We start from the raw sequence: 23,948 nt of genomic DNA, 5'->3' as shown, positions 1-23,948 counted from the left end.
GGTGACTGCGGTCGAGGCAGCGGGCCTTCTCGGCATGAGCGACAGGGCGCTGCGGGCACAACTGCGTCAGGAGCGGCCCTCCGGGGCGGTGCAGCGCCCCGACCAGAAGAACGGCCGGTGGTACCTGAGCCGGTCCTACGTCGAGCAGCTAGCTGCCGAGCGCGGCGTCGCCCTCCCCGCCTGGCGCACCCCGGGCCAAGCGCACTGAACGGCCGTTCGCGGAGTGTTCACCGATCCTTCAGATCCCCCGACCCTACCGGCGGGTAGATCCTATGCGGAGACACCCACGAAGGGAGAGCACGATGAGCACTGAGACCACTCCGGCACCGCCGGCCATCGAACACGTCACGGAGGCCTGGGAGGTCCGCCCCGGCATGGAGATCGAGACCCGGGTGAACGGCGTCCGCCGGTTCGCCGGGCACGTCGTCGACACCCACCCGGCAATGGGGCTGTTCTGGGCGGTCTCGCCCGTGGGGGAACGCCGCCTCATCGAGCTCGACGAGTACGAGGTCTACCGGATCGAGTAGGAGTCATTGCCCCCTCTGTGAGTCGTCTCCCGCCCCGTGTAGCGTTCACCCCATGGCCGAAGACACCGCGGATCGGGTTGTGATCCCGCACGCCACCGGATCACACGAGCACAGCGCACTGCTCGTCGACGAACACGGCTGCCTGGGCACCTTCACCCGGCTGCCGTCCCTGTACCCGTGGCCCGAGGAGCAGCTGTGACGACGCCAAGGCCAGCTGGGGACCGCCGCGAGGAGCACCTTTGCCGTTGCGGATGCGGTCAGCCGAGCTCCAGGGACTTCCTCCCCGGCCATGACCAGCGGGCCATCCACGAGCGCATCAAGAAGGTCGGGACGGTCTCCGATTTCCTGGACTGGTTCGACGCCCACTTCAAGGAGTAGTCGGTGGAGGGAGGCAGATGGCCAAGGACAGAAAGACCCCGAAGCGCTCAAGACGCACCTACACGGACCTCTACATCAACATGGGTGGCGGGTCGCTCGTAGGGAAGGATCTTGACCTCACTCCCGAACAAGCCGACCGCGCCGTGGAGGCGATTCTCGTCCGTGCCCAACGGGCGGTCGCCGAGCGTCGGGCGCACGACGGCGACCCGCAGAGCTGACCGAGCCGCCGCCGTGAACCTCTTCCGGCGAAGCTTGTTGGGGAGCCGCTTCGGGGGGAACGGGCAGCGGGCCGCGGCTCCGGGCGGTGGCGACAGCCGCGGCCACGGCACGGACGCACCAGGCGCTCTCGCTCGACCACTCTCCGGGCCTCCCGGTCCTCCTCGAGCGCAGCCCTCAGGTGCCGCACCGCTCCGCCGGGGACCGCGAAGGTGCGGGGGATCGGCCTGTTTCGACTGTCGCGTTTGTCGAACCGCTCGGACCCGCGCCCTCTGTAGAGCTTGTCACCAAGCATCCTCGGGATGATCCTCGGCTGCGATGGCGGGGCGGGCGCCTGTCAGAGTGGGCGGATCTGCTGCGCCTGCGGGCCCTTCTGGCCCTGCCCGACCTGGTATTCGACCTTCTGGCCCTCTTCAAGGTTCTTGAAGCCGCGGCCCTCGATCTCGGAGTAGTGGGCGAAGAGGTCCGCCGAGCCGTCCTCGGGCTGGATGAACCCGTAGCCCTTCTCGGAGTTGAACCACTTCACGGTGCCTGTTGCCATCGGTGCTGCCTTCCTGCGGACGATGCCGTGGCCGCACTCCGGCCGGATCCCGCACCGTCCATGCGCGCCATCCTATGTGTGCAAGACCACGGGCAGAACAAGGCAGCCGTGGCTCTCCGTCGACCGCGACGAAGGCGCGAGCTTTATTCCAGCTGCTGGACAATTCCCGTAAGGCAGCTCGAATGATTCCCGCCTCCCGAAGGTGGCAGGCCGGCCGCACCCCAGCGGCGGCGCGCCCAGACGTGTGCGGGCGGTATGACAACGCAAGGATCTGACCTTTTCGCAGCCGAAAACGGAGCTCCCGCGGCCCCTTGTCCCGCTTCTGCACACGGTCCTACCTTGGCGCGATCGAGCAGTTAGCTCGGGCAACTAAGGAAGACCATTGGGGGACCCCATGGGCCACAGCATTCCAACCATCAGGAAGTGGGCCTCGGCGGCACTCGGTGCAGCACTGCTCACGACCAGCATCATCACCGGGGCGGGCGCGGCCAATGCCCTCCCGCTGAGGCTGCCCTCCGCGTTTTCGGTCGTCCCCGGGGCGGTCGGCGGATCCGGCAAGATCGTCATCGTCAGCGCAATCGGCTACACAGCCACCTACGCCAACCCCAGCTGCGCATCGGACTCGTACGCACCCTGGAAGACCAAGCCCGCGCTGAGCCAGGTGACGATCGGCAGCACCGTGCACACCTCCCCGCCGATGAACACCTGGGCCACCACGACGTCCCAGAGCAAGACCACCAAGATGACGACCCCCTGCTTCACCGCGAGCGGCCAACGCCTGTCGGCGCCCAGCTGGGTCACCACGTATGACATGAGGACGTGGTCCCTCGACTACACCTGCCAGCCGGCCGGCACGAAGGTGGGCATCGTCCTGAGGTACGGGGGCGCCAACTTCGGACCGACCGAGCCCGTAGTCGTCCCTGACAACGGGCCACTTCCCGCCAGCTGCGGCGGCGGCTCGGACCATTGCGGCTGCGGGGGCTCCGGCACCGGAGGGACCCAGCATGGGCAGCCGCCCATCGGGACGTCCGGCAGCGCCGCACGCGGCGGCGGATCGGCGGTTGTCACCGGCGCGACGACCGTCGTGACCGCGGCACCGGCCCGCGCCACAGGCGGCGGCTCGATGGTCGCCCCGGGTGCGCCAAGCGTCGCACCCCCCGCAGCACCGGCCCCCGCCGTAGGCCGTGGCCTCGCGGTGCAGACCGCCGTCGACGCTGGCGCGGACGGCCCCGACCAGCCTGCCCTGGCGCCCTGGAGCGTGATCACAGGCCTCCTCGGGCTCGCCATGGCCGCCGTCGCCTCGCGCCCGTTCCGCCGCCCGCGCCGCCGCGCCTAGACCCCCGACCCGCCGCCGCCCGGCTCCCCAGCAACGGGCGGCGGCGCCCACCCGGAACCATCCACGACGCCACCAGCATCACGGAGCCGAGGCCATGACCCAGAGCAGGCCTTCCGGCGGGGACGGGCCGCCGCCCGGCGCAGGCCATCCTGGTCCCCGCCACCGCGCCCGCAGGACAACTGCCGTCGTCGTCGGCGCCGCGGCGACGGCAGCCCTGGCGGCAGCCCTCGTCGCGGGAGCAGCCGCACTCGCACCAACCCCTCCTCACGGCACCGATGCCCCAGGTGTCCCGGGCACCGCATCCGCTCCACCTCCAGGGCCGGCACCCAGCCCGCCGCCGCCCAGCGCCCGTCCTGCCGGCGCCCCTCCCACGGCCGAGGTCCAGCAGCCGCCCGCGGCCGCCGCCCCGGAGCGCCTCGACTACCCGGCCGCCGGGGCGTCCGCGGCAGTGCACGCCCTGACTCCGACGGCGGCGGACCTTGCCGCTCACGCGCTCGAGCCGCCGGAGACGAAGGACGCCTACTGGCTCACCAACTACGGCCAGCCCGGGGCAGGGTCCACGGACACGACCTACATCGTCGCGCACCGCTGGGTCGGGACCGACGCCCCCTTCAACCACATCGGCGAGAAGGCCAAACCCGGCGACGCCTTCACCCTCACCACGACGACCGGCACACTCCGCTACCGGGTCGTCAGCGTCCAGGAGATCGGCAAGGCCGAACTCGCCGCCTCACCCATCTGGGCTGTCGCACCGGACCGGGTCATCCTCATCACCTGCGACTTCAGCGACCCGTGGGGGAAGAACACCGTCATCACCGCCGACCCCCTGTCCTGACGTGCCGATGCCCCGTCTGACGGGCGCCGCGGCCCTACCCCCGGGGAGGGAGCACTTTGGGCTGCCCGTACCGGGAACGGCCGCGGGAGGCACGGGTCGTGGCCCTGCCCATGGTGACCGGCTCGGTGTGCTCCGCGCCGAACTGCTTCAGGTACCGGTACAGGGTCGGCCGCGACCACCCGACCACCTCCGCGGCGTCAGCGACGGTCAGGCCGTCCTCCGAGATGAGCCGGCGGGCGAGGCGCAGCTTCGTCTCGACGGTCTCGGGTTTGGGCGGCTGCCTGCCGAACTTCACCCCGCGCTCCTTGGCGGCCATCACCCCGGCACGGACGCGCTCGTTGATGAGCTCACGCTCGTACTCGGCCAAGGACGCGAAAAGGGCCAGCTGCAGCCGACCGTGCGCAGTGGAGGGGTCGACGCCGTCCATGATCGAGTACAGGCTCACGCCCTGGGCCTGGATCGCGTTGACCGTGTTCACGACGTCGACGAGCGACCTGCCGAGCCGATCTATGCGCCAGACAAGTAGCTGGTCGCCGTCACGGGCGTACTTGAGGAGCTCGGCCATCGCCGGGCGCTCGTTGGCGGACTTCGCCCCAGACATCTGGTCGATGAAGATCTTGTCCTCGGCGACCCCCGCCGCGACGAGGGCTTCGACCTGCAAGCTGGCCTTCTGGTCGCTGGTGCTGACCCTTACGTACCCGAGCCTCACAGAGCCTCCTTCCCCCTCGTCAAACGCCTCCTGTCTCCTTAAGGGAGAGCGAGACGGTACGGCGAGACGCCGTCCGCGAGACAGAGTAAGAGTCACAGCCGACATTTAAGGTGTCAATGTTCGAAGTCCTCCACCCACATGATCGAAGCCGATCTCACATCGAGAGGTCGACTTCTGTCCGAGAACGTGAGATCCAGGTCAAATGCGATGCCCTCTTCTCAAGGAGGAGCACTCTGCAGGCTCCGGAGACGAGCCGCTTCCCAAGAGAAGGTGTGTCGATCTCAGCGATGGGCAGGACGCCGCGCTGGGAGGTCCGCGATCTCGAGGCCGCCGGCTGCGAGCGGATCTATCGCGACCACGGCGTCAGCGGCGCCCGCGCCAGCCGGCGACCTGTTTGAAGGGTGGAGGCCCCCGTGGTGGGGGCCCTGATGGCGTGGGTTGGTTCCGGCGGCGCGTGATCGCGGCGACGCCTTGCGTCGTCACGAAGGGGCATTCGGCAGCTATTCCAGTGCTCGGAAGGCAGTCGGATCGTCTGGCGTTCCGAGCGGCCCGGCGCGCTAGGTGGCGTGCCTGTCCAAGGCCAGGATCTGGAATGCGCCCAGCGCCGGGAGGAAGTGCCTGCCGACAAGTTCGAGCCCGGGGCCGATCTGTTCCAGTCCTGGGAACCAGCCAGGGCTGAAGAGGGCGGCGTCCAGGTTGGCCTTCCCGTACGGTGCTGCGAGGTGGGCGAGGTGTGCACGGGAGAGGAAGCGGGCGGAGCGCCACGGCGGCCCGTTGAAGCTGTGCCGGTGGGCAGCGCCCCAGGGGCTGCGCGGGTTGAGCGCCCCGATGAGGAGGCGGCCCCACGGACCGGTGACGCGGGCCATCTCGGAGACGGCCTGTCTAGGGTCGGGGACGAACTCCAGGACCGCGGTGGCGGTCACGACGTCGAACGCGCCGTCGTCGAACGGAAGGTGCTGCGCGTCGGCATCGAGCACTTCCCCGCGGATCCGCCCGGAGGCGACGGCGAGCCTGCCCGTGTCTGTGTCCACGGCCGTCACGCGGGCTCCCCACTGCTCGAACGCGGCGGTGAACCTGCCGGTGCCGCACCCGACGTCGAGCAGCTTCAGGCCAGAGAGCGGGCCGAGGGCCCGGTGCAGGGCCGCGGCCTCGACGGAGAACGCATACCGCCCCCACGGCATCTCGAACCAGCGGTCGTACGCGAGGGCGGCCTCCGACGCCCCGCTTCGGCCGTGCGGGGGCGGGGCTTCGTCCTGGCCTTCGCCCATCGGCTCAGCGGCTTCTGTGGTCGTCTCCGCGCATGCGGATGGCGACGACGAGGCCGGAGAGGGCGGTGAGGGCGGCGACGACGGCCACGGCGGTCGGGATGCCGTACAGGTCGGCCAGGATTCCGGAGAGGAGCGCGCCGATGGCGAAGCCGCCGTCGCGCCAGAGCCGGTAGACGCCCACGGAGCGGGCGCGCCAGGTGGGGTGGGCGACGTCGCCGATCGCGGCGAGCAGCGTCGGGTACACCATGGCGGTCCCGAGCCCGAGGAGCACGGCCGCGGCCAGCCAGGGGCCGAAGCTGTGCGCGGCGGCGATGATGGCCAGGGCGGCGGCCTGGACGGCCATGCCCGCGGCGATGAGCCACTTCCGGCCCCACCGGTCGGAGGCGGCGCCGGTGAACAGCTGCCCGGCGCCCCAGACCGCGGGGTAGACGGCGGCGAGGATGCCGATCTGGCCCAGGCTCAGCCCGGCGGCCGCGAACAGCACCGGGAACAAGCCCCAGGCCAGGCCGTCGTTGAGGTTGTTCACCATCCCGGCCTGGCTGACGGCGGAGAGGGAGCGGTCGCGGAAGCTGGTCAGGGTGAACACCTGCCCGCTGGTGAGCTCGCCGTGGGCCTGGGCGTGCGCGTCCACGTGGGCCCTGGCCTCCAGGCGGGCGTGGTCGCGGGTCTCCCGCACGGCCAGCACGGACAGGCCCAGGCCCAGGGCGATGTAGGCCGCCCCGACCAGGAACGGCACGGGGCGCAGCCCGTACGCGGATGCCAGGTACCCGGTGGCCAGAGCGGTCACGGCCACCCCGAGGTAGCCGGCGGCCTCGTTCAGGCCCATGGCCAGTCCCCGCCGGGACGGGCCGACGAGGTCCATCTTCATCACCACGGTCGTGGACCAGGTCAGCCCCTGGCTCAGCCCGAGCAGGACGTTCGCCGCGACGATCCAGCCCCAGTCCGCGGCGAGGATGAGCATGAGCGGGACGGGGATCGCGGCGAGCCAGCCGGCCACGAGCACGGGCTTGCGGCCGAACCGGTCCGAGAGGGTCCCGGCGAAGTAGTTCATCCCGGCCTTGGACAGGCCGAAGGCGAGGATGTACGTCAGGGCGCTGGTGTAGAGGCCGAGGTGGAACGTCTGGGTCGCCAGCAGCGGCAGGACGGTGCGCTCCTGCCCGAGGGTGCCGCCGACGAGGGCGTTGACCGCGACGAGGAGCATGAACTGGGCCAGGTTCGCCCGCAGCCCCAGGACCGGCCCGGCAGCTGGGCCCGTGCCGGGGGTGCGGCTGACGGATCCTTCGGCTGGCCGGGTCATCGCCCGGCCCCCGTGGCGACCGGCTCGCCCGCGGCCTCGGCCCAGTCCCCGGGGCCGCCCTCGAAGACGGTGATCCCCGACAGGCCCGCGCGCTCGAGCAGGCTCGCGCCCCCGGCGGCGCGTTCGCCGTGCCCGCACATCACCACGACGGGGCCCTCGGGGAGGTCCGCGGTGCCGTCGAGGAGGGAGCCGAGCTCGATGCTGAGCGCTCCGGGGACATGGCCCGCGGCGTACTCGGCCGCCTGGCGCACGTCCACGACGGTCGCGTCCGGGGTCCGGGCCAGGGCCGCGGCGTCGGCGAGGCCGGTGCGGGCCAGGTTCCCTCCGTCCTCGGTCCAGGCGTCGATGCCGCCGGCGAGCTCGCCCGCGGGATGGTCGAAGCCGACCTTGACCGCGTCCGCGGCGATGTCCTGGGGGTCCTGGTCCGCCCCGCGCATGATCACCAGGGGCGCCTGCGGGTCGGCGAGCCAGCCCAGCCAGACCGCGAACACGGTCCGGAACGGGATACTGATCGCGCCCGGGATGTGCCCGGCGGCGTAGTCGCGGGTCGGACGCGCGTCCACGACCTGCGCGCCCTCGGCCAGCAGCTCCCGCACCCGGGCGGGGGCCAGCGGGGCCAGGGCTGCGGGGGCGGCCAGGACCGCTGGCCCGCGCCGGTTCACCTCGGGCAGGCGGCGGAAGTACTCCGGGAAGGTGCCCATCTGGGCCAGGAGGGCCGCGACGAAGGCGTCCTCGCCCGGAAGCTGCAGCAGCGGGTTCCGGGCGCGTTCGGCTCCGATGGTCGTGGTGCGCTCGGCCCCGCCGCCGGTGGAGCAGAAGGACCCGGCCCCGTGCGTGGGCCAGACCGGGGTCCCGTCGGGCAGTTCCATCAGCTTCTGCAGCGAGCGGTACTGGGCCCGGGCCAGCGGGACGGTCTGGTCGGGGCTGACGAGGTCGGTCCGGCCGGCGGTGCCGACCATGAGCGAGCCGCCGGTGAAGACCCCGGCCAGCTCCCCGTCCTCGTAGAGCAGGTAGGAGAGGTGCTCGGGCGAGTGCCCGGGGGTGTGCAGGGCGCGCAGGCTCAGCCCCCCGAGGTCCAGGTCCTCCCCGTCGGCGAGCCCGAGGTAGTCGAAGGCGCGCTCGCCCACGGCCGGGGAGACGATCCTGGCGCCCTCGACCGCGGCGAGCTCGGCCACCCCGGAGACGAAGTCGGCGTGCAGGTGGGTCTCGACCGCCCAGGCGATCCGCAGCCCGCGCGCTGCCGCCTCGGACCGCAGGGTGCGCAGGTCGCGCTCGGGGTCCAGGGCCAGCGCGCGGCCGTCGCCGAGGTCGAGCAGGTAGGTGGTGTTGCCGAGGCCTTCGTCGACAACCGGGATCGGGGCGATGGGAGCCATCATGTCTCGTCCTCTCCGGGGCCGAGGACCCCAGCCGGAGTAGTATTCCAGAGAAGTCTGGAATAGGATTGGCTCCAGTATTACACGGATTTTTGGAGGATCAAGTGGGAGACCGCGCGGACAAGGCGGCGCTGTTCGAGGAGTTCGCCCGGGTCGGCAAGGCCCTGGCCAACGGCAAGCGGCTCGAGCTGCTGGACCTGCTCGCCCAGGGAGAGCGCAGCGTCGAGGCCCTCGCCGCCGCGGCGGGCTTGGGCCTGAGCACGGCCTCGGCCCACCTGCAGGCACTGCGCCAGGCCGGGCTCGTGGCCACCCGCAGGGAGGGCACGAGGATCTTCTACGGCATCGCCGGCCCCGACGTCCTGGCCCTGTTCGGCCTCCTGCGCTCGGTCGCCCAGGAGCGGGTGCCGGCGGTCGAGCCCCGCCGCGTGGCGTACCTGCGCCTGGACGGCCCCCGAGCCCGGGAGCAGGAGCTGAGCCGGGACGAGCTGGCCGCCCACGCCAAGGGCGGCCGCGTCACCGTCATCGACGTCCGGCCCGCCGACGAGTACCGCGCCGGCCACCTCCCCGGCGCCCTGTCCGTCCCGCTCGAGGAGCTCGAGCAGCGCATCCCCGAGCTGCCCGCCGACGGCGAGCTCGTCGCCTACTGCCGCGGCGCCTACTGCGTCATGGCCTACGAGGCCCTCGACATCCTCCGCGCCCACGGCCTGGACGCCCGCCGGCTCGAGGGCGGCATGCTCGAATGGCGCCTCGCCGGCCTCGACGTCGAGGCCGGCGCAGCCTAGGGAGCCCGGCAGGTCCAGGGGGCGATGCCCCGACGGCTCACCCGGGGATGCCGAGGCTGAGCTGGCGGGCGTGGAAGTCGAAGTGCTTCATGGGGTAGGCGTAGACCTCGCGCAGCGTCATGCGGCCGGTGAAGAAGGGGTCCCACCGCCCGGGGAAGGGCCTCCAGCGGCGCAGGGACTCCTCGTCCTCCCCCCCCGCAGGCTGCGGGCCAGGGCCGCTGTGGTGGCACGCAGCTTGCGGGCCATCCTGACCCGGCCGCAGACGCGGGCAGCGGCGCAGGAGCCCCAGTAGTTGACCCAGTCGAAGGGGCCGGCAGCGGCGTCCAGGGCCGCGGCGAAGGCCCTGCGCGCCGGGACAGGGAGGCGGCTGACGACGCGGACCAGCGGGAGCAGGGCCCTGACCACCATGTACCCGAAGACCATGTGGAACAGCAGCTGCTCGTTCGTCCAGCGGGTCCCGCCGCTCCTGCGGGCAAGGTCCTCGGCGTCCGCTGCGGCGAGGAACTCCTCGAGCCGGTCGCACGCCCGCCGGTACCCGGCCAGGATCCCCGCCGTCGGTTCCATGGTCCCCCTTCTCGCAGGCGTCGTATCCGGAGCGTAGCGGCCCGCCGCCCCGGGCAGCCCCTGCCGCGTCGGATGCGCGGGTCAGGTGACGGTCAGCAGGGTGTACATTCCGGCGGGATAGTGCCCGGGAAGGTTGCAGATGAGCTCATAGCGGCCCGGCGCCAGGGTGACCGTGGTCCACGACGTTCCGCGCGGCAGGATCCCCTCCCCGGCTCCCTCGCCGCAGTTCGCCGAGGCCTCGCCGACCGAGCCTGCCTAATCCACCCGCCCGTCAGGACCTACCGCCGTCGCCCCGACGCCCTGGCCCGCCGGGAGCGGCAGGATCGCCAGCTCGTGCGGGACCGTGCCAGCATTGGCAGCGGCCAACGAGACCTTCCCTGCGTGCACGTCCGCTCGGGCCGCGACGACCCGCAGGCCGCCGCGTCTCATGGGCCCGCCCATCATCCCGCCCCCATGTTCGAGAGCGTCACGTTCACCGTCGTGCCCGCCAGACTCGGGGCCGGGCAGGCCGCCGCCCGTGGCGGCCGTCCCGGGCTGAGCGGCCCGAGCAGCGCGATCCCGAGCATCGACGCGGCGGCGAGCAGCACTGCGGCCGCGGCAGCGATGAGGACCGTCCGGGCCCCAGACCTCATGGCCGGCGCCGGAGCGCGTCCCTGCGGGCCCTGAACTCGGTCTCATCGATCTCGCCCCGGGCGAACCGCTGGGCCCGGATCTGCTCGGGATCCTCATGCCAGGGGCCGCCCTGCCCGTAGCCGCCGGGGCCGCTCCTCGCGCCCCGGACCAGGAACACGACAAGGGCGATGATCCCGCCCCAGAACACGAGCATCATCACGGCCATCAGCACCCAGCCCCAGACCCCGCCGTACCCGCCGTACATCATGCCCGCTCCCCTCTCCCGCGGATCCACTGTCCCCTGCAGGCCCCACACTCCGTCAGTGGCGTTCGGCCCCGAAATCTCTTGCTCCGGACACAGGGCCGGCTACAGCGGGCGGTCGTGCCGGCTTCCATCACTCTGGCGGCCGTGGCCACGGCCGTCCTCGACAGGCCCGTGGCCGGTGCCCTCCCGGCCCCCGCTCCCGTGGTCGTGCTGGTCGGGGTGCTCGTGGTCCGGGGCGCCGCCCATCATCTTGAGCATGCCGGCGCCTCCGGTGGCGAAGAACCGCACGAGGAGGACGGCGGCGAGGGCGAGCAAGGCGATGTTCAGCCAGGTCGTGTAGTTCCAGGAGACCGAGGCCTCGACGACGGTGGCACTGCGGGTGCGCGGGGTCAGGCCGGTGAAGGCGAAGATCGCCTCGACGGCGTAGCCAGCCAGGACCATGGCCAGGTAGAAGGTCGCGGCGATCCGCAGCGCTGCCCGGCCGCCGTAGTACTTGCGGTAGATCAGGATCACCGGGATGACGATCAGGTCGGCGAAGATGAAGCTCGCGACCCCGCCGAAGCTGATGCCACCGTTCCACAGCACAGCCGCGAGCGGGACGTTCCCGACGGAGCAGACGAAGCTGAGCATCGCGATCACCGGCCCGATCAGCGGGCCCCACAGCGCCGCCAGGAGCGGACTGCCCTCGAAGAAGAAGGCCCGCAGCCACTGGGCGGGGACCCAGGCGGCGAAGGCGCCGGCGATGAGGAGGCCCCCGACGATGTCCCGCCACACAGAGGCCCAGTCCATCACGAAGTAGGAGGCGACCGCGTCCAGGCCCCTGCGGGAGAAGAGCCGGGCCCAGAAGCTCCCCTCGCCCTGGACCGACATGTCCATCGCGGCATGGCCCTCCATGGACCCGGCGATGCCCTTCTCAGCCTGGGCCCGAGCGGCGTCGACGATCTTCCCGCGCATCCACAGCCGGAAGAACAGCGCGACCAGCACGATCATGATGGGGCCGCCGATGAACTCGGCCAAGGTGAACTGCCAGCCCATCAGCAGGGCCAGGATCAGTCCGAGCTCGATCACGAGGTTCGTCGACGCGATCTCGAAGGCCATGGCCGAGGCGAAGCTCGCACCTTTCCGGAACAGCGACCTCGCCAGGGCGACGGCCGCGTACGAGCACGACGACGAGGCCGCGCCCAGCGCCGAGGCCGCAGCCAGGGCACGCGGCGAGTCGCCGGCGAGCAGCCGGGTGACATGCTCCCGGCGCACGAGGGCCTGGACGACGCCAGAGAGCGCGAAGCCCAGGATCAGGGGCCAGAGGATTTCCCACGCCATCGCCCCGGCCATCGCCAGGGCCTGGAGCACGGGGGTCATGAAGTCCAACGGATGCTCCCCTCCCGCTTCTGCCTGAGGCTGCCCAGGACAGCCTGCCCGGGTACATTGTCCAACCTGCAGGCTGGTGATCGGGCTGCTGGATGAGCACCTGGCCCAGATCGAGCGGCCCGTGGCCGATCTCGGGGCGCTCCCCCGGTCCCTGCTCGCGGCCCGGGACACGGCGGAGGATTCGCTGCGCTCGGGGCAGGAGGCAGTGTTCTGCCGCATCATCGAGGGCCCCTGGGACGGGCAAGGCGGACCCGGCCGAAGTCCGGTGGCGGGTCAGAGGTAGCTGCAGACCTGTCCGGGGTCGCAGCCTTCGGCCCCTGCTGCGGCCGCCTGGAGCTGGCCGGCGAGGGTGTTCCGGAGTGCCCGGAGTTCGGCGATGCGGGCATCGACGGCTGCGAGCTGCTCGGCGAGGCGGTCGCGGACGTGGGAGCAGGGCCTGGCCCCGGCGTCGTGCACCATCAGGAGGGCCCGGGCCTGCTCGAGGGTCAGGCCCGCGGCTCGGGAGCGGCGGATGAACGCCGCGCGCCGCACGGCTTCCTCCGGGTAGTCGCGGTAGCCGGTGGGAGTCCTGCCGATGCCGGGCAGGAGCCCGATGTCCTCGTAGAACCGCAAAGTCTTGGCTGTTGTGCCCGCCGCGGCCGCGGCCTCGGAGATGCGCATCGAGCTTCCCTTCCTCGTCTCGGTGGCTTCAACGACCCCATCCACCCGGGTATGCCCACCCTTGACCTTCCAGCGGCTGGAAGGTCAAGAGTCGTGACGAAGGCAGCCAGGAAGGACGGAAGGAGCCAGCGTGCAGAGCGCAAACGAGTACGACCTGGTGGTCGTGGGGTCGGGCAGCGCCGGGTTCGCTGCGGCGATCCGGGCCACGGGCATGGGTCTACGGGTGGCCATGGCCGAGGCAGGGACCGTGGGCGGGACCTGCGTGAACACCGGATGCGTGCCGTCCAAGGCGCTCCTGGGCGCGGCGCGGGCGCGACAGACGGCGGCGGACGCCGGCCGGTTCCCCGGCCTCGCGCCGGCCGCGGTGGCCCTGGACATGGCCGCCCTCATCGCGGGCAAGGACGCCCTGGTCGGGTGGTTGCGCCAGCAGAAGTACCTGGACCTGGCCGATGACTACGGGTGGGACATCCACCGGGGCCGGGCGGTGTTCGCCGGGGATGCCGATGACCCGGTCGTGGACGTGACGGGCGGCGGTGGCGGGGAGCCGGTGCGGCTGCGAGGGCGGCACTATCTGGTCGCCACCGGGTCCGCTCCGTGGGCTCCGCAGCTGCCCGGCCTCGCCGAGACGGGGAACCTGACCTCCCAGACGGCCATGGAACTGGATCGCGTGCCCGAGTCCCTGCTGATCGTAGGCGGCGGGTATGTGGCGGTCGAGCAGGCCCAGCTGTTCGCCCGGCTGGGGGCCCGGGTGACCGTGCTGGTGCGTTCCCGGCTGCTCTCGGGCGAGGAGCCCGAGGTGTCCATGGCCCTCTCCTCGGTCTTCCGGGATGAGGGCATCAGGGTGGTCCGCCGCGCTGTGCCGACCGGGGTCCGGACTGATGCAGGCACCGGGGCGGCGGTCGTCACCGCTGACGTGGGCGGGGCGACGGAGGAGTACCGGGCGGAGCGGGTGCTCATGGCCACCGGCCGCCGCCCCTCCACCGAGGGTCTGGGACTGCACCGGATCGGCGTCGCCACCGGCGGCCACGGCGAGGTCCTGGCCGGGCCAGGGCTGCAGACGACGAACGGACGCGTCTGGGCCGCCGGGGACGTGACCGGTCATCGGGAGTTCGTCAACGTCGCGGCCGCCCACGGCGCCCTGGCCGTCGAGAACGCCTTCACCGGTGCGGGGCTGGAGGTGGACTACACGCAGCTGCCGAGGGTGGCGTTCACCAGCCCCGCAGTGGGCGCGGTGGGGCTGACAGACCGGCAGGCCAACGCCGCCGGCCACGTCTGCGAGTGCCGGGTGCTGCCGCTTGAGTTCGTGCCGAGGGCGCTGGTGAACCGGGACACCCGCGGGTTCATCAAGATCGTCGCCGAAGACGGCACCGGGAGGATCCTGGGCATCACCGCCGTCGCGCAGGACGCCGGCGAGCTGGCCGCGGCCGGGGTGCATCTGATCGCCGCCGGCACCACGGTCCAGGAGCTGGCCTCGCGGTGGGCCCCGTACCTGACGATGGCCGAGGGCCTCAAGATCGCAGCCCAGTCCTACACCTCGGACGTCTCCCGCCTCTCCTGCTGCGCCGTGTGACCCTCACCCGCCGCGGGTACTGGTTCCGTGGACCCTTCTGTGCGCACGCACACAGAGCACGCCACCCGCAGCGCCGCAGCGTCGAAGACCGCCCAAGAGGCACTGAAAGAAGAAGCAGCAGCGCGGACGGCCGGCCCAGCACCGGCCCGGGCCGCCCCAGGAAACGAGAAGGAGCCACCTATGCCCCGCATCCCCGCCCACACCCTCGACACCGTGCCCGAGGCCGCCCGCGAGCACGCCGAACGGCTCGAGAAGCGCATGGGCCGGTTCATGAACATCCACGCCGGCATGGCCCACTCACCCGTCGTGATCGCCGCCTACCAGGGCATACAGAAGGCCATCGCCGAGCACGGGACCTTCGACGCGGCCACCCGGGAGGCGATCGCCCTGGCCGTGGGCAACCAGAACGGCTGCGACTACTGCCAGGGAGCCCACACCGTATCCGCCCGCAGGGCCGGACTCGACGATGCGCAGATCCTCGCCCTCCGTGCCGGGGAGGTCGGCTTCGATGACAGGCTCGCGGCCCTGACCGAGGTTGCCCGCGCCGCCGCCGCGGACACCGGCTACGTGCCCGAGGCGGTCTGGCAGGCCGCCCTTGATGCGGGGTGGACGGACACGGAGCTGGCCGAGGCCTTCGCCCACATTGCCGTGAACCTGTTCACCAACTACTTCAACCACTACGCCCACACCGAGCTCGACGTCCCCGCCGCCGAGCCCCTCACCGCCTGAGCAGCACCACCACCGATCGAGGAAGGACCAGACATGGCCGCAGCACCCGAAGTGATCGTGTTCGACGTCAACGAGACCCTCTCCGACATGTCCCCCATGGGGGCCCGGTTCGCCGACGCCGGCGCACCCGAGCACCTGGCGAAGCTGTGGTTCGCGACCCTGCTCCGGGAGGGATTCGCCCTCGCCGCCGCCGGGGACGCGGCCCCCTTCGGCGAGATCGGAGCCGAGGCACTCACCGGCCTCCTCGACGGGGCGGGCGTGCCGGATCCGGCGAAAACAGCGAAGCACCTGGCCGCCTCCGTCGCCGACCTCCCCCTCCATCCCGACGTCCCGGACGGGATCCGCGCACTCCGGGCGGCCGGACACCGGCTCACAACCCTCACCAACGGCTCCGCCCAGGTCGCCGAGGGGCTCTTCGGGGCGGCCGGGATCCGGGACGAATTCGAAGCCCTGCTCTCCGTCGAGGACGCGCCGGCCTGGAAGCCGCACCCCTCCTCCTACCGGTACGCCGCCCAGCGGTGCGGGACCCGGGAGGAGGAGATGCTGCTGGTCGCGGTGCACCCCTGGGACATCCACGGTGCCGCCCGCGCCGGCCTGCGTACCGCGTGGGTCAACCGAACCGGCGCCGCCTACCCGTCCTACTTCGCCCGCCCCGAGCTGACAGTGGCCTCCCTGACGCATCTCGCCGCCGAACTGTCGGTCGACGCCTGACCGGGACGCCGGTTTGACGTGGCCTCAAGGACCAGGTTCTAGGTGCTGGAGTCCGGGAGAGCCCTCGGGCGGAGGGAGTGGCCATGCACACGGCACCGACCTGCGGTTTGCGGGAGCAGGACCCGCAGATCCAGGGCTGCGGCAGCGGGCCGCTGCAGCGGTGGGCGTTCGCGTTCAGCGAGCTCGACAGGCCCTCCGCGAATGGAGGCGCAGGCCCGGGAAGACGGCATCGCCCTCAGAGGCGGCCGCAGCGCCTGCTGGAACTGCCGGGAGGTAGCGCTGGCCGGCGCTCCCAGGTGCGGTCACCCCGTCCGGCTGGGGGGTAGCTGGGCGGGGCGCCGGGTGCCGGCTTCCCATCCCGAAAGGCGGCAGGCCAGCACAGTTCGACGATAGGGCTGGCGCATCGAGCGGGCCAGAGGACTTCGGCCCGCCCTGGCCGTGGAGCCGCCCTCGCCCCTCGCCCCCTTCCCCCGCCCGTGTCGACGGCACGCCAGGCCGGGACGGCGGGACGATCACGGAGGGCCCTAAGCCCCTCACGCTCCCAGAGCCCTCCTGCGAGCATGGAGTGCAGCCCCGCCCCGAGGCCGCACCCACCGTGGACAGGGCCTTGAGCAGTCCATCGACCGACGAGGATGACGGAGAGGTATCCGATATGGGCGCTGCAGAAAACGCCGAAGTGGTCCGGCGCGGCTATGAGGCCTTCAACGCAGGGGACTTGGCCGCCCTGAGCGAGTTGTTCGCGGAAGACGCGGTCTGGTACGCCGCTGGCAGTGGCGTACTGTCCGGGACCAAGCAAGGACGCGACGCCATCTTGGCCTACTTCGGCGAGCTGGGCGCACGTTCCCACGGTTCCTTCCAAGCAGCGGTCCAGGACATCGTCGGCGGAGAAAGCCACACCGTAGGGATCCAGCAGAGCCACGCCGAGAACAACGGGAAGACCCTGAACCTGGCCACGGCCATCGTGTTCGCACTCCGGGACGGGAAGGTGATCGAAGGCCGCGAGTTCTTCGAGGACACGGCCAAGTCGGACGACTTCTGGAGCTGACCCTCAGCGGGGCAGAAACACCACACACACCCGGACTACCCAAGGAGCAGACATGGAAGCCACCCCATACGGAGTCGTGCACTTCTTCCCCGGAGGCACCAAGGAGCAGTACCAGGCCTCGATCGCCGCCGTCCATCCCGGCGAAGGCCTCCTCCCCGACGGCCAGACCTTCCACGCGGCAGGACCTTCAGCCGGCGGCTGGACGATCATGGCCGTCCACGAGTCGAAGGAAAGCTGGGAGAAATTCCGCGACGGCATCCTCATGCCCCGCATGCAAGCGGGCATCCAGGGCGGATTCACCTCACCCCCCGAGGAGACCGTCATCGACCTGTACAAGATCATCCCTGACAATCCGGCAGGCCGGAGAACGGCATGACAAGGATCAATGGCTCAATCCTCATCCGACGCCCGATCGAGCAGGTCTTCGACTTCGTCGCAGACGAGCGCAACGAGCCCGTCTACAACCCGCAGATGCGCAGCGTCGAGAAGACCACCCCTGGACCGATCGGCGTCGGCACCGTATGGCACGTCGTGATGGAATCGGGGAAGCGGAGCACCCCTTTCGAGCTCGAGGTCACCGAATACGCGCGGCCGAGGCGCCTCGGATCCATGACCCGCATGACCAGCGCAGACATCGACGGAGCCCTCACCTTCGTCCCCGACGCCAGCGGAACCCTGATGAGCTGGTCCTGGGACCTCAGGCCCAAGGGAGTGCTGAAGCTCGCGGCCCCATTCTTCGCCCTCACAGGACGCCGGCAGGAACAGCGGAACTGGTCCAGCCTCAAGACGCACCTTGAAACCCACCAAAAGCCATGACGTGCCCCCCTGACGAGGGTTCCGAAGGTTCCGGAGGAACGTGCCCCCGGCCGCGTGGACGAAGGGATCTTCATGAGCCCGGCATCGGCGCAGCCGCCCGAAGAGGGCGCTGGAGGCGCGGCTGCACCGGGGCTGCTCCTGGACCAGTCCTGCCGGGATAAGACCATTCCAACGTGCACAGGGCATCGACAAGTCTACTGGGTGACCCAACACGCCGGAGCGGGAGGGCGCACGCCCCTCGGTCCTGTCCTCGACAGGGTTTCCGGTCCTCCTCTCTCGGGTAACTTCTTCGCCGTGTCTTCCCCGGAACCGGCCCGGCCGCTGCACGCGACCATGCTCGGCGTGCTCGACTAGGCACGCCGGCGCCGCATGCCGCACACCGAGTACGCGCTGCCTGTCTGCGAGCTCCTGCTTGAGATCCACACCCCCGACGGGGACTTGCTCGGGGAGCCCTGCGCCGGCTGCCACGAGCCCTGGCCGTGCAAGACCGCGATGGGCATCCTCGGCGCCGTCGTGCCCCTCCCCTAGGCCAGCATGGACTGCCTGGCATGTTCCGCGCGAGCTCAACGGACCGCCTTCGATTGCCAAAGGCTGGAATTGCCGGTGCTGACGCCGTACTGTGCCTGCAGATCAGGAAGTGGTCGCGCGGCAAGGCGGAAGCTTCAGGAGCGGACCTCATGACGGCACAGCACGACGAATCTGACTGGGTGCACGGGTGCCGCGGCGTCCCGGGCATGGATAACGAGGACCTGGAGAGGGTGAGCGTCGCCGACCTCCTGGCCGACCTGGCACAGATCGAGGAGGCCATCCGTGCAGCGGCCGAGGCCGGTTACCCGATGACGGCGGGTCTGGCCCGGCGTGAGAACGCCATCGTGGAGGCCTTACGCCGGCGTGGTGCCGCCTGCGGAGATGCCTAGGACAGGTTCCCGCGCTCGGCGACGAGGCCGCTGTTGAGCAGGTTGAGCAGGAACCGGCACGGCCAGGGCTGCCCGCACTGGTTGCAGCCGTCGCCGACGAGGGGCCCTCCGGGGCTGTGGGCGTGGACCGCGGGCTCCCAGGTGTCGACGGTGTACCGCCGCCGGGTGGAACGCCGCGGGTCGTCCGCCCACATGGGGTCACATGACCACGTACGTCGCCGGCGAGGCCGCCGCAGCCCACTTCAAGCGCGCCGAGCACGCCCACCGCACCCACCTGCCCCGCGGCTCCTACGCGGTCGTCCGCGTCGACGGGAATGGCTTCTCCAAGTACACCCGCAGCCTCGTGCGCCCCTTCGATGCGGGCTTCGCCGTCGACATGCAGGCCACCGCCCTGTTCCTGGCCGCCCAGGTGCAGGGCGCCGTCGCGGCGTACACGCAGTCCGACGAGATCAGCGTGCTGCTCGCCGCCCCGTCCACCGCCAAGAGCGAGGCGTGGTTCGGCGGGCAGGTGCAGAAGATCGTCTCCATCACCGCCGCCCTCGCCACCGCCAAGTTCAACGACCTCCGCTCCGAGCACGGCCTGGCCGTGTTCGGCGCCCGCACCACCCCCTCGACGGGCAGGAGGAGGTGGCCGGGTACCTGCGGTGGCGGCAGAAGGACGCGATGAAGAACAGCGTCGGCATGTGACTATGTCAACTCGAACGAGGACCAGGATGGCGGCCTGATTCGGGACCACTTCTGTGTGGGGTCGTTTGACTTGGACGTTCCAGGTGTCGTGCGTTCCCTGTTTCGGGGGCGCGGTACTTGTGAATCCGCAGCTGGCAGGGTGGTAGGCATCTGAGGGCTCGGTAAGCCCGAAGGGTGGGATTCCGGCGGTCAGCCGCCTTGCGCGCGAGCGGTCAACGCCGACGCTTCAGACCGAGTGCGATACCCGCCATCCAGACCGCGCTGAAGGCGGCGCCCAGAAGGGATGTCAGCCCGAAGACCACGGCGGTCAGCGATTGTGGTCGTCCCGGGCTGCTGAAAATCGCGAAAAATGCGCGTCCCCACGTTGTAAGCAGGAACGAAGCGGCGAAGAACCAGAAAGCGGGAAGTTCGCTTGCCAGCCTGCGAATGGAGAACGTAGGAACACCGGTCTCCCTGTTGCGTTTCGCCAGCGCATCCTGCCCCAAGAGTGCCCTGATCGATGAACCGATGCCGCCAGCGAAGACGATAACTAGCGGCGGGAGTAGGAGCCAGACTTGCCCCCCGGGCGTCAGCTCCTCGGAGATCGTGGCAGGGCTCTGAATTATCCGTGCTGCCGCGACGGCGACGATCAACGCGGTAATCGCGGCGAACAGACCAATGACCGCCCGAACCCCAACCGACAATCGGGCGGTAACCGGACTGCTCCCGCTGCTCATGGGAGAAGACTAGGCCCCGCCGCGGCTGTGTGGACGCCAACTACATCGAAAGGGCTGCGATCCCGATGGGTGAGAGCACAACATTTACCGCCAAGGAGATGCTCGCTGCGAGCCTCAGTACTCTGGCCAGACTCCAGCCGCGAGCTCGGAACCAATGGGCACCGATCGCAATCGGAGCCGCATAGGCGGCCATCACATAACTGACTGCCGAAGCGAGAGTGCCGGGGCCTGCGTGCCCTTCGAAACCGCTAATCGTCAGGGCTATGCAGATCACGCACCCAAAGTAGGCTCCGATGCAAGCCAGGAGAAGCACGGCAACCGTAGACAGCATCAGACCGGGTCGTGACGCATAAGTTGTTTCGTTCGACCTACTGGGGTCACTCACACCCAGACCCTAACGCCAATCTGTTCGCAGAGGATCCCTGAAGGGATATTGCCTGAGGTTCGATTCGACAAGGCTGTCAGCTGTGGGTGCGGGTGTGGTTGAGGCGGTAGGAGTTCGTGCCGGTCTGGATGATGGTGCCGTTGAAGGTGAGCCGGTCGACGATCGCGGCGCAGAGGCGGGGGTCGGTGAAGGTCTTGGTCCAGCCGCTGAAGGCTTCGTTGGATCCGATGGCGACGGAGGCCTTCTCTTCCCGTTCGGTGAGGACTTGGAAGAGGAGTTCGGCGCCTCGGCGGTCGAGTTCCATGTAGCCGAGCTCGTCGATGACGAGGAGGTCGGCGCGGCCGTAGCGGGCGATGGTGCGGGCGAGCTGCTTCTCGTCAGTGGCTTCGACGAGTTCGTTCACGAGCTTGGTCGCGAGGGTGTACTTGACCCGGTACCCCTTCTCGGCCGCGGCGGTGCCGAGGGCGATGAGCAGGTGGGACTTGCCGGTGCCGGAGTCGCCGATGAGGCAGAGCGGGTCGCCGCGGCGGATCCAGTCGGCCTGGGCGAGGGTGTGGACCAGGGCGGGGTTGACGTTCGGGTTGGCCTCGAAGTCGAAGTCCCCGAGCCACTTCTGCCGGGGGAACCCGGCGCCGCGGACCCTGCGCTCGACGGAGCGGCGGTCGCGGTCGTCACACTCTGCCAGGAGCAGCTCGGCGAGGAAGCCGGCGTAGGAGAGCTGTTCGCGTTCGGCGACCTTGACCGCCTCCTCCATGACCGCGCGCATGGTGGGCAGGCGCAGCCCGGCGGCAGGCCTGGTCCACGGCGGCCTGGGCTGCTTCCTCGGTCATGCTCCGCTGCCTGCGCAGGCTCGCGGTGACCTTCGTCGTGGTGGTCATGATGCGCTCGTTCCTTCCCTGCCGGTGCTCGCTGCCTCGTCGGTGGCGGGGCGTCGTTGGAGGAGCTCGTCGTAGGCGGCCAGGTCCGGCAGCGGCGGGGTGTCGGCGGGGAGGCCGGCGATGACCGCAGCGGGGTCGGCGAGGCGGCGCTGGGTCAGGCTGACAACCCTGTGCTCGCGGTGCTCGTCGCGGTCGTCGCGATGACGGCTTGAACCGGGCCCAGCGGCGTGGAGTCGGGCCTCGACCGCGACGACGTCCGGCGAGACCGCCCCGACCGAGAGGGCTGCTTCGATCCCGGCGATGACGTCTTGGTCCTGCATGCTGCGGTGCAGCAGGAGGACCTCGATCAGGGCACGGGTGCCCGCGGCGTCGCCATCGACCTTTCGGGCCTGCTGCCAGAACGCCTCGTGCGCCGCGGTGAAGGCGCCCGCGGCACGGGCCTGGGCGAGCACGGTGGAGCCGGGGAGGGCGCCGGGCTTGGTCTGCAGGACCTCGAGGTAGTGGTCCAGGACGATGGAGGAGCCTCCCTTGGCCGAGACCCTCCCGTGCCGGGCGACCACGGCCCGGCCGTCGAAGACGACCACTTCGGAGGCACGGAGCGAGACCCGTACCCGGTGGCCGATGAGCCGAGCCGGGACGGAGTACTTCGCCATCCGCACGGTGATCAGGGCCGATCGGTCCACCCGCGGGTGCAGGACCAGGCCGGGGTCGAACCGTTCCGCGGGCAGCGGGGCCAGCAGCGGCCGCTCGGTGGCGAAGTCCTCGCCGACGGTGCGGATCCTGGTCCCGACTCTCCGGGTCAGGTCGCGGGCCTCCCACTCTCGGATGCGCCCGTTCAGCTCGGCCAGGGAACCGACGACGGGCATTGGGGTGAGCCAGGTTCGCCGGAACCGGCCGACCTCGCCCTCGACGCCGCCCTTCTCGTGCGCCCCGGCAATGCCCGGTTGGCAGTAGAAGGCGTCGAAGCCGTAGTGGGACCGGAAGAGCACCCAGCGCTCGTTCTCCTCGCGCTGGCGGTTGCGCCCATAGACCACGGCGCTGACGGCCGCGGTGAGGTTGTCGTAGCGGATGTGCCCGGTCGGTATGCCCCCGAACTCCTCGAACGCCTCGATGTGGCCCTCGAGGAAGGCCTCCTGCGCCTGCGAGGGATAGACCCGGTGGACGGCGCGGCCGCTGTGGCTCAGCCGCATGACGAACATGTGGCACTTCGTCTTCACCCCACCCAGCACCACCCAGAGCTCGCCGAAGTCCACCTCGGCCTCCGCCCCGGGAGCGTGCTCCTGCGGGACGAAGACCTCCACCCGGCGCCCGGCGGCAAGATCGATCTGCGCCCGCCGGAGGCGGACGTAGTCCCGCACAGTCGAATACGACAGCTCCCTCGCCCCGTGCTCATCGGCGAGCCGGGCCAGGATCCTCGTAGCGGTATGGCGCTGCTTCCGCGGAGCCTCCAGGTCCTCACGCAGCATCGCATCGATCGCGTCCTTGAACGGGCCAAGCATCGGCGAAGCCCGCACCGGGGTCTTCCGCGGCGGTGGCTCTGCCCGTGAGAGTGCGGTGCGGACCGTGTCCCGGCCCACCTGGTACTTCCGGGCCAGAGCCCGGATCCCAAGGCCCTCGACCCGCGCATCCCGCCGGATCCGGGCGAACAGCTCCACACGACTTCCCATCCGAACCACCTCACGTAGGCAAACCCATCGGGCATACCCACCGTCAAAGGTGGTCCTGAATCAAACCGTCACAACACGCCGGTCCGGAGGCAAGTGGTCCTGAATCAAGCCGTCACACCGGTCCTGAATCAAGCTGCCATAGTCAGGCATGCTCGCCTCCCACCACTTCTCCCACCGCCAGCTTCTGGGCATCTCCGTGGAGTGGTGCAAGCGCATGCTGCTCGAGGAGGACGGCGTCGTTTGGGGTGAGCTGCCCAGCACCTGCGCCAGGGCACCCACATCCGCCGCGGGCACCACACCGAGACGGTCAGGTACCGGCACGGCCGCACGGGCGAGGAGCAACCGTCGAGGTCGAGCGCCGCGAATGGGCCGCCGCCCCGGCGCCCCTGTTCGACGACTGGGCCTCGCTCGGCCTCATCTGAACCATCGGCGGTGCAGGGCGCAGTTCATCTGGGGGCCATGTGGGGTTCATCACGCCCGCCTAGCCTGTTGAGCTCATCGTGGCCGAACCACCGGAAGGTCCCACCATCGTGAGCACAACCCGAACTCGCACCCTCCTCGCCGCCGGCATCGCCATCCTGATCGCCGGCTCCGCAGGCACAGTCGTCGCAGCCCAGGCAGCACCGCCGGCCCCGGCGCCCGACCACCACCAGACCAGCACGTCCCTCGCCGACGACTTCAACGCCGTCGACCGGAACACCAACTGGCAGCTGACGGGCAAGCTCAAGCTGAACTTCCCGACCTACCACACCGAGGGCATCGCGTTCAGCGCCGACCACATCTTCCTCTCCGCGGTCCAGATCATCGAGCCCACCCAGAAGTACCCGACCCCGCAGGGCGGCTACGACCGCACCCCCGGCAAGGGCATCGGGCACCTGTTCGTCATGGACAAGGCCGGGAACCTGCAGAAGGACATCACCCTCGGCGAGGGCGACATGTACCACCCGGGCGGGATCGACTTCGACGGCACCAACGTCTGGGTCCCCGTCGCCCAGTACCGGCCCAACAGCAGCGCCATCATCTACCGCGTCGACGCGAACACCCTCGACGTGCACAAGCAGTTCGAGGTCAAGGACCACTTCGGCGGCATCGTCAT

The 23,948-nt window shown here is 70.6% G+C and carries 32 protein-coding genes and 1 pseudogene; 19 read left to right on the top strand and 14 right to left on the bottom strand.

Annotated elements, in window-relative coordinates:
* Position 1 precedes the first annotated feature (1 nt).
* The 5 genes from ACVWWH_RS18300 to ACVWWH_RS18280 all read left to right on the top strand — a co-directional run bounded on the left by ACVWWH_RS18300 (position 2) and on the right by ACVWWH_RS18280 (position 1,123).
* On the top strand, positions 2–208 hold the full coding sequence (locus tag ACVWWH_RS18300; RefSeq protein WP_457317534.1) for a hypothetical protein: 207 nt from the start codon (positions 2–4) through the stop codon (positions 206–208).
* Between the two features lie 94 nt (positions 209–302).
* Positions 303–527: a hypothetical protein gene (locus ACVWWH_RS18295; protein WP_457317533.1), complete on the top strand. Its 225-nt coding sequence runs from the start codon at positions 303–305 to the stop codon at positions 525–527.
* Between the two features lie 52 nt (positions 528–579).
* A complete protein-coding gene (locus ACVWWH_RS18290) occupies positions 580–726 on the top strand; it encodes a hypothetical protein (protein ID WP_457317532.1) in 147 nt (48 codons plus the stop codon).
* Entirely contained in the window at positions 723–905 is a 183-nt protein-coding gene (locus tag ACVWWH_RS18285) for a hypothetical protein (RefSeq protein ID WP_457317531.1), read from the top strand. The genes ACVWWH_RS18290 and ACVWWH_RS18285 overlap by 4 nt, the downstream gene beginning before the upstream one ends.
* 17 nt (positions 906–922) lie before the next feature.
* Positions 923–1,123, top strand: coding sequence for a hypothetical protein (locus ACVWWH_RS18280; RefSeq protein ID WP_457317530.1), 201 nt, complete (start codon positions 923–925; stop codon positions 1,121–1,123).
* A gap of 335 nt (positions 1,124–1,458) precedes the next feature.
* Here ACVWWH_RS18280 and ACVWWH_RS18275 read toward each other — a convergent pair whose 3' ends face one another.
* A complete protein-coding gene (locus ACVWWH_RS18275; protein WP_457317529.1) occupies positions 1,459–1,662 on the bottom strand; it encodes a cold-shock protein in 204 nt (67 codons plus the stop codon).
* A 394-nt stretch (positions 1,663–2,056) separates the two neighbouring features.
* Between ACVWWH_RS18275 and ACVWWH_RS18270 the strand changes: the two genes are divergently transcribed.
* Both ACVWWH_RS18270 and ACVWWH_RS18265 read left to right on the top strand, forming a co-directional pair.
* Positions 2,057–2,998 (top strand): hypothetical protein, encoded by a 942-nt coding sequence (locus ACVWWH_RS18270; RefSeq protein WP_457317528.1) that lies wholly within the window; start codon positions 2,057–2,059, stop codon positions 2,996–2,998.
* Positions 2,999–3,092: 94 nt separating this feature from the next.
* Positions 3,093–3,833 carry a sortase domain-containing protein gene (locus ACVWWH_RS18265; RefSeq protein ID WP_457317527.1) on the top strand — a complete coding sequence of 247 codons (741 nt, stop codon included), beginning with the start codon at positions 3,093–3,095 and terminating at the stop codon, positions 3,831–3,833.
* A gap of 34 nt (positions 3,834–3,867) precedes the next feature.
* On the opposite strand, the gene ACVWWH_RS18260 is transcribed toward ACVWWH_RS18265, so the two are convergent.
* From ACVWWH_RS18260 to ACVWWH_RS18245, 4 genes are all read right to left on the bottom strand, one after another.
* Positions 3,868–4,542: a recombinase family protein gene (locus tag ACVWWH_RS18260; RefSeq protein WP_457317526.1), complete on the bottom strand. Its 675-nt coding sequence runs from the start codon at positions 4,540–4,542 to the stop codon at positions 3,868–3,870.
* Between the two features lie 557 nt (positions 4,543–5,099).
* Complete coding sequence (locus tag ACVWWH_RS18255; RefSeq protein WP_457317525.1) at positions 5,100–5,810, bottom strand: class I SAM-dependent methyltransferase; 711 nt, start codon at positions 5,808–5,810, stop codon at positions 5,100–5,102.
* 4 nt (positions 5,811–5,814) lie between these two features.
* Positions 5,815–7,107, bottom strand: a complete 1,293-nt coding sequence (locus tag ACVWWH_RS18250; protein ID WP_457317524.1) for an MFS transporter — start codon at positions 7,105–7,107, stop codon at positions 5,815–5,817.
* Positions 7,104–8,483: an MBL fold metallo-hydrolase gene (locus ACVWWH_RS18245; RefSeq protein WP_457317523.1), complete on the bottom strand. Its 1,380-nt coding sequence runs from the start codon at positions 8,481–8,483 to the stop codon at positions 7,104–7,106. Before ACVWWH_RS18245 ends, ACVWWH_RS18250 begins: the two co-directional genes overlap by 4 nt.
* Positions 8,484–8,584: 101 nt before the next feature.
* Here ACVWWH_RS18245 and ACVWWH_RS18240 point away from each other — a divergent pair, with 101 nt between their 5' ends.
* Positions 8,585–9,262: an ArsR/SmtB family transcription factor gene (locus ACVWWH_RS18240; RefSeq protein ID WP_457317522.1), complete on the top strand. Its 678-nt coding sequence runs from the start codon at positions 8,585–8,587 to the stop codon at positions 9,260–9,262.
* Positions 9,263–9,379: 117 nt separating this feature from the next.
* Here the strand turns inward: ACVWWH_RS18240 and ACVWWH_RS18235 are convergent, their stop codons facing one another.
* The 4 genes from ACVWWH_RS18235 to ACVWWH_RS18220 all read right to left on the bottom strand — a co-directional run bounded on the left by ACVWWH_RS18235 (position 9,380) and on the right by ACVWWH_RS18220 (position 12,062).
* The gene (locus ACVWWH_RS18235) at positions 9,380–9,826 is read right to left on the bottom strand and encodes a maleylpyruvate isomerase N-terminal domain-containing protein (RefSeq protein WP_457317521.1); all 447 of its coding nucleotides are present in this window, start codon (positions 9,824–9,826) and stop codon (positions 9,380–9,382) included.
* 440 nt (positions 9,827–10,266) lie between these two features.
* Positions 10,267–10,458, bottom strand: coding sequence for a hypothetical protein (locus tag ACVWWH_RS18230; RefSeq protein WP_457317520.1), 192 nt, complete (start codon positions 10,456–10,458; stop codon positions 10,267–10,269).
* Positions 10,455–10,706, bottom strand: a complete 252-nt coding sequence (locus ACVWWH_RS18225; protein ID WP_457317519.1) for an SHOCT domain-containing protein — start codon at positions 10,704–10,706, stop codon at positions 10,455–10,457. Before ACVWWH_RS18225 ends, ACVWWH_RS18230 begins: the two co-directional genes overlap by 4 nt.
* 99 nt (positions 10,707–10,805) lie before the next feature.
* Complete coding sequence (locus ACVWWH_RS18220) at positions 10,806–12,062, bottom strand: permease (protein ID WP_457317584.1); 1,257 nt, start codon at positions 12,060–12,062, stop codon at positions 10,806–10,808.
* A gap of 85 nt (positions 12,063–12,147) precedes the next feature.
* Here ACVWWH_RS18220 and ACVWWH_RS18215 point away from each other — a divergent pair, with 85 nt between their 5' ends.
* The gene (locus ACVWWH_RS18215) at positions 12,148–12,354 is read left to right on the top strand and encodes a hypothetical protein (protein WP_457317518.1); all 207 of its coding nucleotides are present in this window, start codon (positions 12,148–12,150) and stop codon (positions 12,352–12,354) included.
* Here ACVWWH_RS18215 and ACVWWH_RS18210 read toward each other — a convergent pair.
* Positions 12,345–12,731 (bottom strand): MerR family transcriptional regulator, encoded by a 387-nt coding sequence (locus ACVWWH_RS18210; RefSeq protein ID WP_457317517.1) that lies wholly within the window; start codon positions 12,729–12,731, stop codon positions 12,345–12,347. The two genes, ACVWWH_RS18215 and ACVWWH_RS18210, sit on opposite strands and share 10 nt — an antisense overlap.
* A gap of 130 nt (positions 12,732–12,861) precedes the next feature.
* Here ACVWWH_RS18210 and merA point away from each other — a divergent pair, with 130 nt between their 5' ends.
* The 8 genes from merA to ACVWWH_RS18170 all read left to right on the top strand — a co-directional run bounded on the left by merA (position 12,862) and on the right by ACVWWH_RS18170 (position 18,519).
* Positions 12,862–14,301 (top strand): mercury(II) reductase, encoded by a 1,440-nt coding sequence (merA, locus tag ACVWWH_RS18205; RefSeq protein ID WP_457317516.1) that lies wholly within the window; start codon positions 12,862–12,864, stop codon positions 14,299–14,301.
* A 180-nt stretch (positions 14,302–14,481) separates the two neighbouring features.
* The gene (locus ACVWWH_RS18200; RefSeq protein ID WP_457317515.1) at positions 14,482–15,030 is read left to right on the top strand and encodes a carboxymuconolactone decarboxylase family protein; all 549 of its coding nucleotides are present in this window, start codon (positions 14,482–14,484) and stop codon (positions 15,028–15,030) included.
* Positions 15,031–15,063: 33 nt separating this feature from the next.
* Positions 15,064–15,741 carry a haloacid dehalogenase type II gene (locus ACVWWH_RS18195; protein ID WP_457317514.1) on the top strand — a complete coding sequence of 226 codons (678 nt, stop codon included), beginning with the start codon at positions 15,064–15,066 and terminating at the stop codon, positions 15,739–15,741.
* Between the two features lie 652 nt (positions 15,742–16,393).
* Entirely contained in the window at positions 16,394–16,786 is a 393-nt protein-coding gene (locus ACVWWH_RS18190) for a nuclear transport factor 2 family protein (RefSeq protein ID WP_457317513.1), read from the top strand.
* Positions 16,787–16,838: 52 nt separating this feature from the next.
* Positions 16,839–17,162 carry a hypothetical protein gene (locus tag ACVWWH_RS18185; RefSeq protein ID WP_457317512.1) on the top strand — a complete coding sequence of 108 codons (324 nt, stop codon included), beginning with the start codon at positions 16,839–16,841 and terminating at the stop codon, positions 17,160–17,162.
* Complete coding sequence (locus ACVWWH_RS18180) at positions 17,159–17,602, top strand: SRPBCC family protein (RefSeq protein ID WP_457317511.1); 444 nt, start codon at positions 17,159–17,161, stop codon at positions 17,600–17,602. Before ACVWWH_RS18185 ends, ACVWWH_RS18180 begins: the two co-directional genes overlap by 4 nt.
* Positions 17,603–17,971: 369 nt before the next feature.
* The gene (locus ACVWWH_RS18175; protein WP_457317510.1) at positions 17,972–18,130 is read left to right on the top strand and encodes a hypothetical protein; all 159 of its coding nucleotides are present in this window, start codon (positions 17,972–17,974) and stop codon (positions 18,128–18,130) included.
* Between the two features lie 149 nt (positions 18,131–18,279).
* On the top strand, positions 18,280–18,519 hold the full coding sequence (locus ACVWWH_RS18170; RefSeq protein WP_457317509.1) for a hypothetical protein: 240 nt from the start codon (positions 18,280–18,282) through the stop codon (positions 18,517–18,519).
* On the opposite strand, the gene ACVWWH_RS18165 is transcribed toward ACVWWH_RS18170, so the two are convergent.
* On the bottom strand, positions 18,516–18,713 hold the full coding sequence (locus ACVWWH_RS18165; RefSeq protein ID WP_457317508.1) for a hypothetical protein: 198 nt from the start codon (positions 18,711–18,713) through the stop codon (positions 18,516–18,518). The two genes, ACVWWH_RS18170 and ACVWWH_RS18165, sit on opposite strands and share 4 nt — an antisense overlap.
* A gap of 8 nt (positions 18,714–18,721) precedes the next feature.
* Between ACVWWH_RS18165 and ACVWWH_RS18160 the strand changes: the two genes are divergently transcribed.
* Positions 18,722–19,186 (top strand): tRNA(His) guanylyltransferase Thg1 family protein, encoded by a 465-nt coding sequence (locus ACVWWH_RS18160; RefSeq protein WP_457317507.1) that lies wholly within the window; start codon positions 18,722–18,724, stop codon positions 19,184–19,186.
* A 232-nt stretch (positions 19,187–19,418) separates the two neighbouring features.
* Here the strand turns inward: ACVWWH_RS18160 and ACVWWH_RS18155 are convergent, their stop codons facing one another.
* The 3 genes and pseudogenes from ACVWWH_RS18155 to istA all read right to left on the bottom strand — a co-directional run bounded on the left by ACVWWH_RS18155 (position 19,419) and on the right by istA (position 22,852).
* Entirely contained in the window at positions 19,419–19,922 is a 504-nt protein-coding gene (locus ACVWWH_RS18155; protein WP_457317506.1) for a hypothetical protein, read from the bottom strand.
* 461 nt (positions 19,923–20,383) lie between these two features.
* A pseudogene (gene istB / locus ACVWWH_RS18150) lies at positions 20,384–21,185 on the bottom strand (IS21-like element helper ATPase IstB).
* Entirely contained in the window at positions 21,182–22,852 is a 1,671-nt protein-coding gene (gene istA / locus ACVWWH_RS18145) for an IS21 family transposase (RefSeq protein WP_457317505.1), read from the bottom strand. The pseudogene istB and the gene istA overlap by 4 nt, the downstream one beginning before the upstream one ends.
* 530 nt (positions 22,853–23,382) lie before the next feature.
* Here istA and ACVWWH_RS18140 point away from each other — a divergent pair.
* Positions 23,383–23,948: DUF6454 family protein (locus ACVWWH_RS18140; RefSeq protein ID WP_457317504.1), on the top strand; the 566-nt coding region annotated here is incomplete at its 3' end.

It is taken from the genome of Sinomonas sp. RB5, assembly GCF_054063535.1.
This window is presented reverse-complemented; position numbering and strand designations above follow the sequence as displayed.